14 protein-coding genes are annotated in these 15,527 nt (G+C 73.1%); 10 read left to right on the top strand and 4 right to left on the bottom strand.

Annotation, left to right across the window (positions count from 1 at the left end; all coding sequences use genetic code 11):
* The first annotated feature begins 59 nt into the window (after nt 1-59).
* A complete protein-coding gene (locus ACFYR0_RS13840; protein WP_356695314.1) occupies nt 60-275 on the top strand; it encodes an I78 family peptidase inhibitor in 216 nt (71 codons plus the stop codon).
* Between the two features lie 123 nt (nt 276-398).
* Here ACFYR0_RS13840 and ACFYR0_RS13835 read toward each other — a convergent pair whose 3' ends face one another.
* Nucleotides 399-1,424 carry a phosphatase PAP2 family protein gene (locus tag ACFYR0_RS13835; protein ID WP_389326153.1) on the bottom strand — a complete coding sequence of 342 codons (1,026 nt, stop codon included), beginning with the start codon at nt 1,422-1,424 and terminating at the stop codon, nt 399-401.
* Between the two features lie 227 nt (nt 1,425-1,651).
* Nucleotides 1,652-2,920: a mannosyltransferase family protein gene (locus ACFYR0_RS13830; protein ID WP_389326150.1), complete on the bottom strand. Its 1,269-nt coding sequence runs from the start codon at nt 2,918-2,920 to the stop codon at nt 1,652-1,654.
* A gap of 259 nt (nt 2,921-3,179) precedes the next feature.
* Between ACFYR0_RS13830 and ACFYR0_RS13825 the strand changes: the two genes are divergently transcribed.
* Both ACFYR0_RS13825 and ACFYR0_RS13820 read left to right on the top strand, forming a co-directional pair.
* Entirely contained in the window at nt 3,180-4,787 is a 1,608-nt protein-coding gene (locus ACFYR0_RS13825) for an MFS transporter (RefSeq protein WP_389326147.1), read from the top strand.
* A gap of 254 nt (nt 4,788-5,041) precedes the next feature.
* The gene (locus ACFYR0_RS13820) at nt 5,042-6,214 is read left to right on the top strand and encodes an acyl-CoA dehydrogenase family protein (RefSeq protein ID WP_389326287.1); all 1,173 of its coding nucleotides are present in this window, start codon (nt 5,042-5,044) and stop codon (nt 6,212-6,214) included.
* 40 nt (nt 6,215-6,254) lie between these two features.
* On the opposite strand, the gene ACFYR0_RS13815 is transcribed toward ACFYR0_RS13820, so the two are convergent.
* Entirely contained in the window at nt 6,255-6,692 is a 438-nt protein-coding gene (locus ACFYR0_RS13815) for a cell division protein SepF (RefSeq protein WP_386376974.1), read from the bottom strand.
* Between the two features lie 347 nt (nt 6,693-7,039).
* On the opposite strand from ACFYR0_RS13815, the gene ACFYR0_RS13810 reads away from it, so the two are divergent.
* The 7 genes from ACFYR0_RS13810 to ACFYR0_RS13780 all read left to right on the top strand — a co-directional run bounded on the left by ACFYR0_RS13810 (nt 7,040) and on the right by ACFYR0_RS13780 (nt 14,215).
* On the top strand, nt 7,040-8,221 hold the full coding sequence (locus ACFYR0_RS13810; RefSeq protein WP_389326144.1) for a DUF5685 family protein: 1,182 nt from the start codon (nt 7,040-7,042) through the stop codon (nt 8,219-8,221).
* Nucleotides 8,222-8,609: 388 nt separating this feature from the next.
* Entirely contained in the window at nt 8,610-8,777 is a 168-nt protein-coding gene (locus tag ACFYR0_RS13805) for a hypothetical protein (RefSeq protein WP_389326141.1), read from the top strand.
* On the top strand, nt 8,774-10,528 hold the full coding sequence (locus tag ACFYR0_RS13800; RefSeq protein ID WP_389326138.1) for an FAD/NAD(P)-binding protein: 1,755 nt from the start codon (nt 8,774-8,776) through the stop codon (nt 10,526-10,528). Before ACFYR0_RS13805 ends, ACFYR0_RS13800 begins: the two co-directional genes overlap by 4 nt.
* Nucleotides 10,529-10,653: 125 nt before the next feature.
* Nucleotides 10,654-11,466 carry an FMNH2-dependent monooxygenase gene (locus tag ACFYR0_RS13795; RefSeq protein WP_389326135.1) on the top strand — a complete coding sequence of 271 codons (813 nt, stop codon included), beginning with the start codon at nt 10,654-10,656 and terminating at the stop codon, nt 11,464-11,466.
* Nucleotides 11,463-12,245: a DUF1684 domain-containing protein gene (locus ACFYR0_RS13790; protein ID WP_389326132.1), complete on the top strand. Its 783-nt coding sequence runs from the start codon at nt 11,463-11,465 to the stop codon at nt 12,243-12,245. Before ACFYR0_RS13795 ends, ACFYR0_RS13790 begins: the two co-directional genes overlap by 4 nt.
* Nucleotides 12,246-12,500: 255 nt before the next feature.
* The gene (locus tag ACFYR0_RS13785) at nt 12,501-13,403 is read left to right on the top strand and encodes a S1 family peptidase (protein ID WP_389326129.1); all 903 of its coding nucleotides are present in this window, start codon (nt 12,501-12,503) and stop codon (nt 13,401-13,403) included.
* A gap of 134 nt (nt 13,404-13,537) precedes the next feature.
* Entirely contained in the window at nt 13,538-14,215 is a 678-nt protein-coding gene (locus tag ACFYR0_RS13780; protein WP_389326126.1) for a hypothetical protein, read from the top strand.
* A 99-nt stretch (nt 14,216-14,314) separates the two neighbouring features.
* On the opposite strand, the gene ACFYR0_RS13775 is transcribed toward ACFYR0_RS13780, so the two are convergent.
* Nucleotides 14,315-15,193 carry an alpha/beta fold hydrolase gene (locus tag ACFYR0_RS13775; RefSeq protein WP_389326123.1) on the bottom strand — a complete coding sequence of 293 codons (879 nt, stop codon included), beginning with the start codon at nt 15,191-15,193 and terminating at the stop codon, nt 14,315-14,317.
* Nucleotides 15,194-15,527 lie beyond the last annotated feature (334 nt).

The raw sequence follows: 15,527 nt of genomic DNA, 5'->3' as shown, positions 1-15,527 counted from the left end.
GCCGCCGCCCGCCCCGGGTCCGCCTTCCCCGTGCGGGGGTTTGCGCCTAGCGTGGCGGCATGGCACCGATACCGAAACCCGCCGCCGAACCCCAGGACGAACCTGACGCCTACGTCGGCCTCGACGCCGCCGGCGCGGAGCGGCGTGCGCGCGAGCGGGGCTGGACCACCGTCCGCTCGCTGCCGCCGGGCGCGATCGTCACCATGGAGTACCGCCAGGGCAGGCTGAACTTCGAGGTCCGCGCGGGCCGTGTCACGCGCGCGTGGAAGGGCTGACCCGGCCCGGGACCGCCCTGACGACGCCGAAGGCCCCGTTCCCGTCGAGGGAACCGGGGCCTTCGCCGTGCGGGGCGGGTGGTGCGTGCGTACCGTGCGCCCCGCGGTCGGTCCCGGGGCCGGTCAGCCGCCGGTCAGCGGGCGGGACGTGGAGCCCGCGCCGCGCGGGTGGCGGTCGGAGTGCGGTGGGCGGCGGCTGCCGGCCGGGGTGACCGGCGTGCGCTCCGCGCGGGTCGTGTGCGGGCCGGGGGCCAGGTAGGCGGGGGGCCGCGGCGCGCGGGCGGCCGAGGAGGGGATGGTCTCGCGCACCGGCGCGGTGTCGCTGCCCTCGGTGGCCGCGAGCGGGGTGAGCACCGGGACAGGCACCGGGACGGTGGCGGTCCGGCGGCCGGCCCAGCGGTCGCGCAGGTCCAGCAGGAACGCCTCGGCCCTGGAGATGAGCGGCTCGAACCACGGCAGTGCCAGCAGCACCAGCAGACCCGCGACCCAGCCCAGCAGGACGTCGCTCAGCCAGTGCGTGCCGAGGTACACGGTGGTCAGTCCGACGCTCAGGGACAGCACGGCCGACAGTGCCGACAGCCAGCGCCGGGTCCAGGGCGTGGAGGCCAGATAGGCGAGGATGCCCCAGGTCACCACGGCGTTCGCGGTGTGACCCGAGGGAAATATGTCGCTCCCGGCTTGGAACCAGTGCCACATCTCGTTGGAGCCGACCTCGGTCGCGTAGTGCGGTCCCGAGCGGCCGAGGCCGTACTTCACGGCGCCCACGGTGATGTTCAGCAGCAGCACGGCCGTGCCGAAGGCCAGCAGGGGCCGCAGGGTGCGCTGCCGCCAGGAGCGCCAGCCGAGCCAGGCCGCCACCATCACGGCCGTCGGGCCGCGCTGGCCGAGGACGACCCAGTAGTCGAGGAAGGCGTGGATCTCCGGCCACTGCTGGTACGGCCGGAAGAGCATGGCCTGCCAGTCGATCTGGACCAGCCAGGTCGTGGCCGCGACGGCGAGCACGATCGCGGCGTAGAAGGCCAGGGTCGCGCCGAAGAGCACCACACGGTGCCGCGTCATCCGGGGCACGTCGAGGACGGGCCGTTCGGGTTCGCGGTCCAGTCTGGCGAAGATCCGGTCCAGCCGGGTCAGCCTTGGTTCGGTACGCACGTAATCGACGTTACAGGGAGTGAGCTAGACAACCGGCGGAAGCACGGGCTTCGTAATGACGATGTGATGTGGGATTCCTCTCAGGAGCCGGTCTATTTCCACGGAATCCGAAATCCAGTGGACCGCTTCCCTTCAATTCCTTTGATCATTCCGGCATCTGGTTTTGCCGCCCTTACGAATTCGTTCACCGGGGCATGGTGCGGAATTCACCGGGCGTGTGCGGGTGGTCAGGGCGGGCCGGACCCGTTCAGCCAGAACGCCCCGTAGACCGCCGAGGCCCCGGCCACCGCCGCGAGCACCGCCGCCGACCTGCGTGGACGGGCCCGGGCCAGGGCCAGGGCGAGCGGCAGCAGCAGCGGGAACGCCGGCATCAGCAGCCGCGGCTTCGAGCCGAAGTAGCTCGACGCGCACAGCGCGAGCGCCGTGACCACGCCCGTGTACACCAGCAGCGGCAGCGGCTGGCCCTGTCTCACGCCCACGACGTACAGCCGGATCACCAGTGCGACGCCCGCGATCAGCGCGAGACCCGCGAACGCGCCCGGGACCGAGGTGAACTTCTCCGCGACGAAACGCGCGAAGGCGTAGCCGCCGTCGAAGCCGTTGCGCCAGCCCGCCTGGACGTCCAGATAGCCGAGCGGGCCCTTGCCGGTGCGATGGCCGACCCACAGCACGTAACCGGCGGCGCCCAGGGGCGCGAGCAGCAGGCCCAGGGCGCGCCGCCATCCCGGCGCGCCGTCGGCGGGCACGGGCGCGGGGGCGTGCGAGGCGTCCCGCGCGCGGGGGCGGACGGCCCCGCTCCGAGGCCACGCGAAAGAGGACCCGCGGGCCCCGCCGCCCGTCGGCTGCCCGGACTCACGGGACTCGCGCACGAAGGAGGCGATGCCCGCCGCCCACACCGCCGCGACCACCGCCAGGCCCACCGGGCGGGTCAGACCCGCCAGCGCGGCCAGCGTGCCCGCGGTGATCCAGCGGCCGGTCAGCACCGCGTACAGCGACCAGGCCGCGAGCGCGGTGAACAGTGACTCGCTGTAGGCCATCGACTGTACGATCCCGACCGGCAGCACCGCCCACAGCAGCACCGCGCACACCCCGGCCCGGCGCCCGTACACATGGTCGGCCACCGCGAAGACACCCCACGCCGCGGCGAGCGAGGCGAGCAGGGACACGACGAGCCCGGCATCGGCGTACGACAGCGGGCTCACCGCGTGCAGACCGCGCTCCAGCCAGGGCAGCAGCGGGAAGAACGCCAGGTTGGAGTGCACGTCGCCGTTCGGCAGCCGCACCTCGTAGCCGTAGCCCAGCTCGGCCACGCGGGTGTACCAGAGCGAGTCCCAGCGGGCCGTCAGCAGGGTGTGCGCGCTCTTGTCCCGCGCGGCGCTCCAGACGACCAGCACGATCAGGCCCAGCGCGCGCACGGCCGCGTACCCGAGAAGGGCCGGGGCCGCCCGCCGCAGGGCCGAGGGGGCCGGTGCCACGTGCGTGTCAAGATCGGTCACGGGCTCGATTATCCGGTGCGCCGGGAACCACCCCGCCCCCGCTGACGTGGAACAAGGCGCGAGGAGTGGCGTACGCCACACTCTTCCGGGACACGGGTGAGAGTTCCGCCACGCGACCGAGGCGCGAACTCGCGTACGCTGACGGATCTCGCGTATCCGTTTGCGCGGGCCGGGGCTGCCGCTCCGCTCCGGCCGTCGTCACGGGGAGTCCCCACCCTGTGAGCCCGCCGTACGCGAGGGACTTCTGGGAGGTACGTACATGTCCAGGACGACCACGGCTGCGCTGCTCGTACGCCGTCGGCCGACCGGGGCCGGTGCCAACCGCTGGGTCGTCCTCGTGGTCCTCTGCGCCAGCCTGCTGCTCGTCGCGGTGGACGCGACCGTGCTGCACGTGGCGGTGCCCGCCGTCACGGAGGACCTCCAGCCCGGTGCCATAGAACTGCTCTGGATCGTCGACACCTATCCGCTCGTCTGCGCCTCGCTGCTGATCCTCTTCGGCACGCTCGGTGACCGCGTGGGCCGCAGACGCATTCTCCTGCTCGGCTACGCCCTGTTCGGGGTCGCCTCCGCGCTCGCCGCCTTCGCGTCCGATCCACAGGTGCTGATCCTCGCGCGGGCGCTGCTCGGCGTCGGCGGCGCGATGATCATGCCGGCGACGCTGTCGATCCTGCGCCAGGTCTTCCCCGACCGGCGGGAGCGGGCGCTCGCGATCGGCATCTGGAGCGCGGTGGCGGCGGTCGGCGCGGCCGTCGGCCCGCTGCTCGGCGGTTTCCTCCTGGAGCACTTCTGGTGGGGCTCGGTCTTCCTGGTGAACATCCCCCTGATGCTCGTCTGTCTGCCCGTCGGGCGGATGCTGCTCCCCGAGTCGACCGGTGACGGGCGCGGTCCCTGGGACGTGGTCGGCGCGCTCATGGCCGCCGTCGGACTCTTCGGTGTGGTCCTCGGCGTGAAGCGGCTCGGCGGCGGGGAGGCCGTGAGCAGCGTGTTCACGCTGGTACCGCTCGTGGTCGGCGCCGTACTGCTGACCCTCTTCGTACGGCGGCAGCGCCGCCGGGCGCATCCGCTGGTGGATCTGCGGATGTTCGCGCGCCCCGCCTTCAGCACGTCGGTGGGGTGCATCGTCCTCGCGATGCTCGCGCTGGTCGGCCTGGAGCTGATCGCGGCGCAGTACCTCCAGCTCGTCCTCGGGCTGTCGCCGCTGGAGACCGGGCTGCGGCTGCTGCCGCTCACCGTCGCGGCGATGGCCGCGGGGCTGTTCGGGGCGCGGATGCTGCGGCGGTTCGGGCCGCGGCGGATGGTGTGCGCGGGGTTCTGCATGACGGCGGCGGCCGTGCTGGTGCTGCTCGGGATGGGGCGCTCGGACAACGCGGGGCTGCTGCTGGCCGGGTTCGTGCTGCTCGGGTTCGGGCTGGAGACGACGCTGTTCGGGGCGTACGAGTCGATGCTGAGCGAGGCGCCGGCCGAGCAGGCGGGCGGGGCCGCGGCGATCGGCGAGACCTCGTACCAGCTGGGCGCGGGCATCGGTATCGCGCTGCTGGGGTCCGTGATGAACGCGGCCTACGCGCCCGGGGTGGCCTCCGTTCCCGGGGTGCCCGGGTCGGCCTCCGCCTCGGCCGGGCATTCGCTGGGGGAGGCGTATGCGGTGGCGGGGCGGCTCGGCGGGGACGCGGGGGACACGCTGCGGCGGGTCGCGCGGGACTCGTTCGTGCACGGGCTGCATGTGACTCTGCTGGTCAGCGCGGCGTTGTTGCTGGCCGGGGCGGTGATGGCGCTGCGGCTGCCGCGGATCATGCAGTGCGAGGCGGTCGAGGTCGATGTGGAGCTGCCCGCGCCTCGGGGTGTTGCGGAGACCCGGGTCTCGGCGTGAGCCCCGCGGGGCTGCTCGTCGTTGTCGGCCTTCCGCCCGTGGGTGTCGTGTTTCCCGCCCGCACCGCCCGTGGTTGTTTCTCGGGATGCCCGGCCCTCTCGTGGGGCTTGATGTGCGTCGGCGGCTGTCTGTCGGTGGTTCTGCGTTCCGCGAGCCGGGGTGGACGTCCCTCCACGGGCGTCGTAGCGTCTGGCCGTCGCTGTTGTTAGCGGTGCTAGTTTCCCGCGTCGGAAGGTGTTGCCGTGTCCTCGAAGTTGCCTGCGTTCGATCCGGCCGATCCGCTGGGGATCGACGACCTGCTGGATGCCGAGGATCTCGCCGTGCGGGACACCGTGCGGCGGTGGGCCTCGGAGCGGGTGCTCCCGTACGTCGCCGACTGGTACGAGCGGGGGGAACTGCCGCAGATCCGGGAGCTGGCCAAGGAGCTGGGCGGCATCGGGGCGCTCGGGATGTCCCTCCAGGGGTACGGGTGCGCCGGGGCGACCGCCGTGCAGTACGGACTGGCCTGTCTGGAACTGGAGGCCGCCGACTCCGGCATCCGCTCCCTGGTCTCCGTGCAGGGCTCGCTCGCGATGTACGCCGTCCACCGCTTCGGCAGCGAGGAGCAGAAGCGGACCTGGCTGCCGCGGATGGCCGCCGGTGAGGTCATCGGATGCTTCGGGCTGACCGAGCCCGACGTGGGTTCCGACCCGGCCTCCATGCGGACCCACGCCAAGCGGGACGGCACCGACTGGGTGCTGAACGGCCGCAAGATGTGGATCACCAACGGAACCGTCGCCGGGGTCGCCGTGGTGTGGGCGCAGACCGAGGACGGCATCCGCGGTTTCGTCGTACCGACCGACAGCCCCGGGTTCTCCGCGCCCGAGATCAAGCACAAGTGGTCGCTGCGGGCGTCCGTCACCAGCGAACTGGTCATGGACGACGTGCGGCTGCCCGCCGACGCCGTGCTGCCGGAGGGCACGGGGCTGCGCGGCCCGCTCAGCTGCCTCTCGCACGCCCGCTACGGCATCGTGTGGGGCGCGATGGGCGCGGCCAGGTCGAGCTTCGAGGCCGCGGTCGAGTACGCGAAGTCGAGGGAGCAGTTCGGGCGGCCGATCGGCGGGTTCCAGCTGACCCAGGCCAAGCTCGCCGACATGGCGGTCGAACTGCACAAGGGGATTCTGCTCGCCCACCACCTGGGAAGGCGTATGGATGCCGGCCGCCTGCGTCCCGAGCAGGTCAGCTTCGGCAAGCTCAACAACGTGAGGGAAGCGATCGAGATCTGCCGTACGGCCCGGACGATCCTCGGGGCCAACGGGATCTCGCTGGAGTACCCCGTGATGCGGCACGCGACCAACCTGGAGTCGGTCCTCACCTACGAGGGCACCGTCGAGATGCATCAGCTCGTGCTGGGGAAGGCGCTCACCGGCCTCGACGCCTTCCGGTGAACCCCCGAGCGGGGGCAGGGCCGGTGTGAACGGCCCTGCCTCAGCTCTGGTTGAAGAAACCGTCGCCCCGGTGCGCGGCCGGTTCGCCGCTGACGATCTCCGTGTTGGCCGGGGTCAGCAGGAACACCCGGGTGGACACCCGCTCGATCGAGCCGCGCAGCCCGAAGATCAGGCCGGCCGCGAAGTCGACGACGCGCTTGGCGTCGGACGGCTCCATGGCCGTGAGATTCATGATGACCGGGACGCCTTCCCGGAACAGTTCGCCGATGGCGCGGGCGTCCCGGAAGCTGTCCGGGGTGACCGTGCCGATCCGGCGGCCCTTCTCCTCGGCCGTGTCCGTGGCCACCTTCACCCGCGGGTCCGTGACCCAGGCGTCCGCGGAGTCGTTCCCCTCGTAGGTGTCGTCGTCGTAGTAGCGCTCGTCATCGTTGTCGTCGACGAGGCCGAGCCACGCACTCGCCTTGCGCACCGATCCCATGGACGCCTCCTCTCACAGCGGTCTTCTTCTGCTTTCCGCAATCCCTATGGTCATCCATGATGCGGACGAAGCGCCAAGTGGATAGACGCCGCGCGGGGGGTTTGTGACGGTACTGGTGCACAGCCGATCCGTCGAGAGCCCTGTTCCCCCAAGGGTCGTGACGCATATGGCTGCTGACTGTGAGTGAAATATGATTCTTCACGGCACACGAGTGAATGACGGGGCGTACGGGTGAACGGACCGTCCCGGGGGAGGCCCCCGCGGCCCGACGATCGGCCGATACGATCGGGCGACTCGGCTCGTTGTCGACGCCGCGTCAAACGCCGTACGCATCACGGGGGATCGTCGTGTTCGGAATCGTCAGGCCATGCCGTCATCGCCTCGGTGAACGGCTGAAGACCCAGTGGATGGCCCACTTGTGCGGGCTGTGCCTGGCGCTGCGCAAGGACCATGGGCAGTTCGCCCGGATTGTCACGAATTACGACGGTTTGCTGGTCTCGGTTCTGACGGAGGCTCAGGCGCCTCGCGAGCGGGCCGAGGGCTGGCGGCGCACGGCCGGGCCCTGTCCGCTGCGCGGTATGCGCACCGCCTCCGTGGCCCAGGGCGAGGGCGCCCGGCTCGCGGCCGCCGTGTCGCTGGTGCTCGCCTCGGCCAAGGTGCGCGACCACATGGCCGACGGGGACGGACTGCTGGCGCGGGCCCCCGTGGCCGTCGCCGCGCGCCGGGTCGCCGCGAGCTGGGGACGGGCGGGAGCCCGCAGCGGTTCGGCGGTCGGCTTCGACACCGCCGTGCTCGTCGACGCCGTGGACCGGCAGACCGGGCTGGAGACGCTGGCCGGGCCCGGCACCCCGATCCTCACCGTCACCGAGCCGACCGAGACCGCCACGGCGGCCGCCTTCGCGCACACCGCCGTACTCGCCGGGCGGCCGGGCAACGCCGGGCCGCTCGCCGAGGCGGGGCGGCTGTTCGGGCGTCTCGCGCATCTGCTGGACGCGGTGGAGGACCGGGAGGCCGACGCCGCGTCCGGCGCGTGGAACCCGCTCGCGGCGACGGGGACCTCGCTGGACGAGGCCCGGCGGCTCGCCGACGACGCCGTGCACGGCATCCGGCTGGCGCTGCGGGAGGCCGAGTTCAGCGACGGCAAGCTGGCCCATCGGCTGCTCGTGCACGAGTTGGCGGCCTCCGTCGACCGCGCCTTCGGGACCGTCGCCTGCGCGCACGGGCCCTCGCTGTACGGGCCGCCGCCGTCGGGACCCTACGGGCCGCCCGGCGGTCCGGGCGCGCCCCTGCCGCCGCAGCCGCCGCACCGCGACCGGCGTGGACTGCTGGCCGGGTGCGCGGTGTGGGCCGGGCTCGCCTGCACCTGCCAGATGTGCTGCGGCACGTACGAGGACCCGTGGACGCGTCAGCCCAAGGACGGGCTGTGCTCCAACTGCGACTGTTCCAACTGCTGCGACTGCTGTGAATGCTGCAACTGCTGTGGTGAGGACTGCGGTTGCAGCGGGTGCGACTGCGGCTGCAACTGCTGAGGGCGAGGAACGCGGAGTGAGGGGAGGGGCGCGCGTGTGTGAAGGCGTGAGCGGGGAACGCGTGACGCGTCCCGCCTCAGGTGGATGAGCCCCGCGTCGGACGCGGGCGGCAGGGGGTCGGCTCAACAGGAACAGGACCACACTCGACCGAAGTCGATGTGGGAGCGCGTGACCAGCCACTGCTGTGGATGCATGGGGCAAGTGGAACAGCTCGCCGATGATGCGTCAACCACGGTGAGACGTAGTGCTCACACTCCGGACAGCCTTGACAACGAGGGGAAACGGCCCCGTAGTCTCGGCGGACGGCCCTGCTGAGGGGCTCGGCCGTGTCGCGCCGTAGGGCGCCGCCGTGTGAAGGAACCCATCCGTCGCGCCATGGAGCCTTCGCATGCCTTCCGACACCCTCGCCCAAGTCCCCACGGCGGCCGACCACCCCGAGGACGCCGCGGCCGCGCCGCGGATCGTGCCGCGTCACCGGACAGCCGCCGCCCTCCTTCCGCCGGGTCCCGCCGCCGGCTCCGGCCGCCACGACCGTCGCCCGGGGGTCTCCCGATGAGATCCTCGCTGGTGATCGTGGGCGCCGGGCCGCGGGGCACCGGAGTGCTGGAGCGTATCGCCGCCAACGCGCCGCTGCTGTACACCGGTTCCGGGCTCGACATCCATCTCGTCGACCCGCACCCGCCGGGCGCCGGGCGGATCTGGCGCGAGGCGCAGTCGCCGCTGCTGTGGATGAACTCGCACGCCGAGGACATCACCATGTTCACCGACGACACGGTGAACATGGCCGGCCCGGTGCGCGAGGGGCCCACCCTGCACGAATGGGCGGGCATCGACGGGCGGACCTTCTCCGGCCGACGGCTCCAGGGCGCCTATCTGCGCTGGGTGTACGAACGGGCGGTCGCCGAACTGCCCCCGCAGGTACGGGTGCACCACCATCCCCGGCGCGCCCTGCGGGTGAGCGGCTCGCGCGAGGGCCGCCAGCAGGTGTGGCTGGAGGACCGCCCGCGCCCGCTCCTCGCCGACCTGGTCGTCCTCGCGCTCGGCCATCTCGACGCCGAACCCGACGACGAGCAGCGTGAGCTCGGCGCGTACGCCGAGCGTCACGGCCTGGTCCATCTGCCGCCCGACTTCACCGCCGACAGCGACCTGTCCGCGCTCCCGGCCGGCGAACCCGTCCTGGTGCGCGGCTTCGGGCTCGCCTTCGTCGACCTGATGGTGCTGCTCACCGAAGGGCGCGGCGGACGGTACGAGGGCGACACCTATCTGCCCTCGGGACATGAACCCGTGCTGTACGCCGGATCGCGGCGCGGGGTGCCGTACCGCTCCAAGATCGGTTACGGCTGGACCGGTGAACGCCCGCCGCTGCCCCGCTTCCTGGGCCCGGCGCAGACCGACGAACTGCTCGCCCGGCCGCAGGGCTTCGACTTCCGCCGCGATGTGTGGCCGCTGGTGGAGAAGGAGTTGGGTTTCGCCCACTACCACCGGCTGTTCACCACGCACCCCGAGCGCACCGCCCTGCCCTGGTCCGGCTTCGAGGCGGCGTACGCGGCCGCGGACCCCGCCGGGCGCGCGGCGCTGGTGGCGTCCGCGGTGCCCGACCCCGCCGACCGGCTGGACCTCGCGGCCCTGGACCGCCCGCTCGACGGCCTGTCGTACACCTCGGCAGAGGACTTCCAGCAGGCGCTGCGCGACCACGTCGAGCGGGACCTGGCACGGCGGCACGACCCGCGGCACAGCCCCGACCAGTCCGTCTTCCTCGGGCTGCTCTCGGTCTACGGCCAGTTGGTGCGCCTCGGCGACATCGGCGGCTGGTGGCACGGCTTCTTCAGCTACCTCGCCTCCGGGCCGCCCGGCCCCCGGCTGCGGCAGATGCTCGCGCTGTCGCGGGCCGGGGTGCTGCGGTTCGTCGGCGCGGACATGACGGTGACCGCCGAGGGCGGGGTGTTCCGGGCGTCCAGTCCCACGGTGCCCGGTGTGGTGACCGAGGCCCGCGCGCTGGTCGAGGCGCGGCTGCCGCAGCCGACCGTGGAGCGGGCGCGGGACCCGCTGCTGCGGGAGCTGTACGACGAAGGGGCGGCCGCCACCCCGGACGGGCTGCTGGCCGTCGACCCCGCCGACGGCCGGGTGCTGGACCGTGGCGGGCGCCCGCATCCGCGGCGGTTCGCGCTCGGGCCGCACACCGACGCCCGCGGCTCGGGTGCCTTCACCCGGCCGCGCACCGGCGGCCCGGCGTTCCGGCAGAACGACGCCACCGCGCGGTCGGTGCTGGCCTTCCTGGCGGAGCCGGCCGGGCGGGCCGTGGCGTAGGAGGACGGGCCGCGCCGGCAGGGCCCTTCTGACGGATCTCCGTGGCTCCGGCCGGTGGGGCCGCATGCCGTCCAGGACGCCCGCCGAGCAGGGCGTCTCACTGTCTGACGAAAGGGTTCTTCCGAATGACCTCCCCGTACGGACGACGGATGCTCCACCTGGCCGCCGCGCTGGACCCCGGCGCGGAGGCCTGTACCGAGGCGGTGCGGCTCGCCGAGTGCGGCGGGCTGGACTTCGTGACGCTCGCCGGTCCGGACGCGCCGTCCGCGCTGTCGCGCGCGGCCGCGCTCACCGGCCGGATCGGGCTGGTGGCCGAGGCCGCCACGGGGGCGGCGGCGTACGGCCGCGCGGGTCTGCTCGTCGAGGAACCGCAGGCGCGGGCGAGGCCGCCGGCCGAGGTGCCGGACCCGTACCGGCGTACGGCGGAGGCGTCCGTGCTCGTCGTCGACGCCGGGCCGGGGCGGGGGGACTCAGGGTTCGCCGCCCGGTACGCCGACGTGGCGCTGGTACGGGCCGCCGGGCCGGCGCAGGCACGCGTCGCGCGCGGGGAACTGCGCCGGGCCGCCGCCGAGTCCGGGCGCGACCCCGACACGCTGCGTGTCCTCGCGAGCCTGCGGATCGACCTCGGCGGCGGCGAGCACGCTGCCGAGCCCGGCCACGGCGGGGGCGGCCCCCGGCACACCGCGCAGGGCCCGCTCTACCGCGGCGGCCCCGTCGACCTCGCGGAGCTGATGGCCCTCTGGCACACCGAGGGCGCCGCCGACGGGTTCCATGTCACGCCGGTCGAACCGCCCCGCGACCTGGAACGGTTCGTCAACGCCACGGTCGCACTGCTCCAGCACCGCGGACTGTTCCGCACCTTCTATCCCGGCGGCACGCTCCGCGAACACCTGGGCCTGCCGCACTCCGTGAACACCATGGAAAGGTCGATCACATGACGACGGACGCGGCGCACGACTGGAAGCAGTGGCACGAACACCGCCTGGAGGCGGTGGCGGCGCCCCACGGTCCGCTCTCGCTCACGGGCACCCATTGGCTGGAGGACTATCCGGAGGGTCGACTTCCGGACATTCCCGGGGCCTGGCGGGCCGACGGGGAGGGTGTGGTGCTGACCGCCGCCGAGCCGGACGGGCTGACGGTGGACGGGGAACTCCTCACGGGTGAGGTGCGCCTGGCGGCCGACACCGGCGCGGTGGCCGCCTCCCGGGTCGCGCTGGGGGACCGCAGGCTGGTCGTGCTGGTGCGCGAAGGGGCGTGGGGGATAAGGGACTTCGACCCGGAGTCCGAGGCCAGGCGGGCCTTCCGGGGCATCGAGGCCACGCCGTACGACCCGCGCTGGGCGGTGCCGGGGCGCTTCACGCCGTACGGCACGGACCGGACCGTGCGGGTGGTGAACGCGGACGGGCGCGAGCGCGGCCTCGGGCTCGGCGGTGAGCTGTCCTTCGCGCTGGACGGGGAGGAGTTCACGCTGCGGGTGAGCGTGGAGGGCGACGGTTCGCTGTGGGCGGTGTTCGCCGACGCCACCAGCGGCGTGAGCAGCCATCGCTTCCGGTTCCTGCGGCCGGAGGCGCCGGACGCCGAGGGCCGTACGACGGTCGACCTCAACCGCGCCCTGCTGCCGCCCTGCGCCTTCGCCGACCACTTCGTCTGCCCCTTCCCGCCACCCGGCAACACCCTGCGTGCGGCGGTCGCGGCGGGGGAGCGGAACCTGCGCTGATCCGGTCCCCGGGTGCCCCGGCGGCCCGGTCCGCGGCCGCCCTGTCCCTGATGGACGCGCGTGGACGGCGGGACAGTTGAAAGCCGCACGGCCGAAAGGTGCCCTTGCGCCGATCGGTCGCGCGGCCGAATACTCCCCTCAACAAGCGCTTGTCAGGGACACGGCATTTCCGGGATCCGGAAAGCTGTCCCCGACTGCGCCTCACGGGCCCCGACCCCACGCGGGCCCCCGACTTCCTTTGTGGAGGAACGACAAGTGAGGATCAAGCGCACCACTCCCCGCAGCGGCGTTTCGAGACGGACCCGGCTGACCGCCGTCACCGCCGGACTCGTGGCCGCTGCCGCGATCGCGATCCCCAACGCGAACGCGTCCGGCGCCACCACCTTCAGCACGAGCGAGCTCAAGGGCGTCTCCGACGCGGTGCTCGAGGCGGATGTCCCGGGTACCGCCTGGGCCGTCGACGCCAAGACCAACCGTGTCGTGCTGACCGCCGACAGCACGGTCTCCCAGGCCGAGCTGGCGAAGATCAAGAAGCAGGCCGGGGCCGACGCCGGCGCGATCACCGTCAAGCGCACCCCGGGCAAGTTCAACAAGCTCATCAAGGGCGGCGACGCCATCTACGCGACGAGCTGGCGCTGTTCGCTGGGCTTCAACGTCCGCAGCGGCAGCACCTACTACTTCCTGACCGCGGGCCACTGCACCGACGGCGCGGGCACCTGGTACTCCAACTCCGGCCGTACCACGGTCCTCGGCCCCACGGCCGGATCGAGCTTCCCGACCAACGACTACGGGATCGTCCGCTACAGCAACACGTCGATCACCAAGTCCGGGACCGCGGGCAGCGTGGACATCACCAGCGCCGCCACCCCGAGCGTGGGCACCAACGTGATCCGTACCGGCTCCACCACCGGTACGCACACCGGACGGGTCACCGCGCTCAACGCGACCGTCAACTACGGTGGCGGCGACGTCGTCTACGGCATGATCCAGACCACGGTCTGCGCCGAGCCCGGCGACTCCGGCGGCCCGCTCTACGGCAGCAACGGTGTGGCCTACGGCCTGACCTCCGGCGGCAGCGGCAACTGCTCCTCCGGCGGGACGACCTTCTTCCAGCCGGTCACCGAGGCCCTGAGCGCGTACGGCGTCAGCGTCTTCTGATCCCGCACCGCCCCGCTCACCGCTGAACGACGGGCCCCCGCGCGCCGACTGCCGCGCGGGGGCCCGCTGTTGTCAGCGGTGGCGGGCGGGGAGATGATCGTCCCGGCACGGCTTTCACGGGGGAGGGGCGACGGGTGGACTTCGACGACCGGCAACGGCGGGTGCGGCGCAGCCCGTTGCTGTTCGTGGCGCCGCTCGTCCTGCTGATCGCGCTGACGCTGATCCTGCTGTGGGAGATCGTCCGCTCCAACGTGACCGGCGACCTGGCCCGCGACTGGCCCTGGCGGCTGCGGCTGATGGACATGAACCCGCTGGGCAGCCTGCTGGCGGTGGCGCTCGCCGCCGTGTTCGGACGGGCGCAGTACGGGCGGACCGTACGGCCCGCCCTCGGCTGGACCTCCTCCTGGACGGACGGGGACCTCGGACCCGGGGAGCCGGGGTGGCGGGTGGACGTGCTGAACGGCGGCTCGCAGCCCTCGGTGGTGGAGCGGGTGGACTACTGCTTCGTGCCGCGCGGCGGCCTGCCCACCGAGTGGACCGACCACGCCGGGCTGCTCCGGGCGCTCGCCGATCACGGCCTGGTCGCCGGCAAGGACTACTATCTGCGGCTGACCGGCGCGGGGTTCCCCCTCGGCGTCGGCGCGATGCGGGCGGGGACCTACGGCGAGCGCTTCGTCGACGAGATCGACCAGCTGCGGATGCGGCTGCGGGTCGGCGACGGTGTGGGCGACAGCCATGAGCGGGTGATGGACCTCATGCGGGGTGCCGGCAACGAGCGGCCCCGCACCGGCCCTCCGACGGAGGGTTCCTGAGCCGGTCCGACGACGCCTGGCGCGCTTTCGCCGGAGGCCGAGCCCGGCGCGTTTTCGCCGGAGGCCGGACAGCCGGCGACCCGGCATCCGTTTCCCGGATCATGACGACGCCGGCTCCGGGCAGAGCCAGTCCAGTACCGCGGGCAGGGCGGGGATCGCTCCGAAGTGCCCGGCGTCCGGGTCCAGGACGGGGCGGGCCCGCGGGATGCGGTCGGCCAGCCAGCCGAAGTGGCCCACCGGGGAGAAGGTGTCCTGCGCGCCGTGCCACAGCAGGACCGGCCGGGTGATGACGGCCGGGTCGAAGCCCCAGCTGCTCAGCAGCGCGAGGTTGTCGTCGAGCCAGCCGTACGCCGAGGTGCGCAGGGCCTCGCGGTAGCCGCGCAGCAGCATGTCGGTGACGGCCGGGTCGGCCACGATCCGCCGGTCGGAGTCGGTGAGCCCGTCGCGCAGGGACACCAGGAGCTGCGCTGGGTCGCTGCGGATGTCCGCTGCTCGGGCGGCGAGCCGTTCGGCGAAGGCGAGCGGGTCGGTGAGGGCCCGGGTGTAGTCCTCGGCGTTGGAACGGGTCATCCCGGCGAACCAGTTCAGGTCCGGCGCGTCCGGTGGCGCCAGGGACACCAGCGCCGCCGCCCGCCGCACCCGGGAGGGCAGCAGCGCGGCGCAGGCCAGGGCGTGCGGGGCGCCGCCCGAGCGGCCGAGGACGGCGAACCGGCCGAGCCCGAGGTGGTCGGCCAGTTCCGCCACGTCCCCGGCGGCGTCGGCCACCCGGCGCCCGGCCCTGCGGTCCGAACCTCCGTACCCGGGGCGGTCGTAGGCGATGAACCGCACCCCGGGGCGGGCGGCCAGGACGTCCTGCGGCACCACGCCGAAGCGGCAGCCCGGGGTGCCGTGCAGCAGCACGACCGGGCTGCCGCCGGGGTCGCCGTACTCCTCGACCGTGAGCCATCGGCCGTCCCGCAGCCGTACGCCGTCGACCACCTGTGTCCTCCGTCTCCCCGTCGCGGCCGTCCCCGCGTCGCCTCCGAAGTACACACCCCGGGCGGGCCCGAGGGGGACCCCGGGTTCCCGCGGAGGGGTGCGGCAACCGCCCCCGGCCGCCGTGGAGTCGATATCAGGCCAGGCCTAGACCTCACGGTCCGGCACGAGTTACTCGCGCGTAGTGTTTGCAGTGCGAATGTTCTGTGAACGCCCGGTGGGGTGGCCGTGGAAGTGCTGGTGGGCGCAGGGGGTCAGGGGTGCACGGCAGCTGCCGCACGCGCGTCCTGAAGTCGACCTTGTGTGCTCCCTGTGAGGTTCGGAAGAGTAGCTGCCC

The sequence above is a fragment of the Streptomyces sp. NPDC005017 genome (assembly GCF_042873115.1).
Classification (GTDB): Bacteria; Actinomycetota; Actinomycetes; order Streptomycetales; family Streptomycetaceae; genus Streptomyces.
The sequence above is the reverse complement of the archived record's forward strand: the minus strand, read 5'-3'. Positions and strand labels throughout refer to the sequence as shown.

What these genes read in the sequence shown, in the direction of transcription:
- ACFYR0_RS13795 (WP_389326135.1), top strand. Translation starts at nt 10,654, where the DNA reads ATGACCTCCCCGTACGGACGACGGATGCTCCACCTGGCCGCCGCGCTG.
- ACFYR0_RS13800 (WP_389326138.1), top strand. Translation starts at nt 8,774, where the DNA reads ATGAGATCCTCGCTGGTGATCGTGGGCGCCGGGCCGCGGGGCACCGGA.
- ACFYR0_RS13840 (WP_356695314.1), top strand. Translation starts at nt 60, where the DNA reads ATGGCACCGATACCGAAACCCGCCGCCGAACCCCAGGACGAACCTGAC.
- ACFYR0_RS13815 (WP_386376974.1), bottom strand. Translation starts at nt 6,692, where the DNA reads ATGGGATCGGTGCGCAAGGCGAGTGCGTGGCTCGGCCTCGTCGACGAC.
- ACFYR0_RS13805 (WP_389326141.1), top strand. Translation starts at nt 8,610, where the DNA reads ATGCCTTCCGACACCCTCGCCCAAGTCCCCACGGCGGCCGACCACCCC.
- ACFYR0_RS13790 (WP_389326132.1), top strand. Translation starts at nt 11,463, where the DNA reads ATGACGACGGACGCGGCGCACGACTGGAAGCAGTGGCACGAACACCGC.
- ACFYR0_RS13825 (WP_389326147.1), top strand. Translation starts at nt 3,180, where the DNA reads ATGTCCAGGACGACCACGGCTGCGCTGCTCGTACGCCGTCGGCCGACC.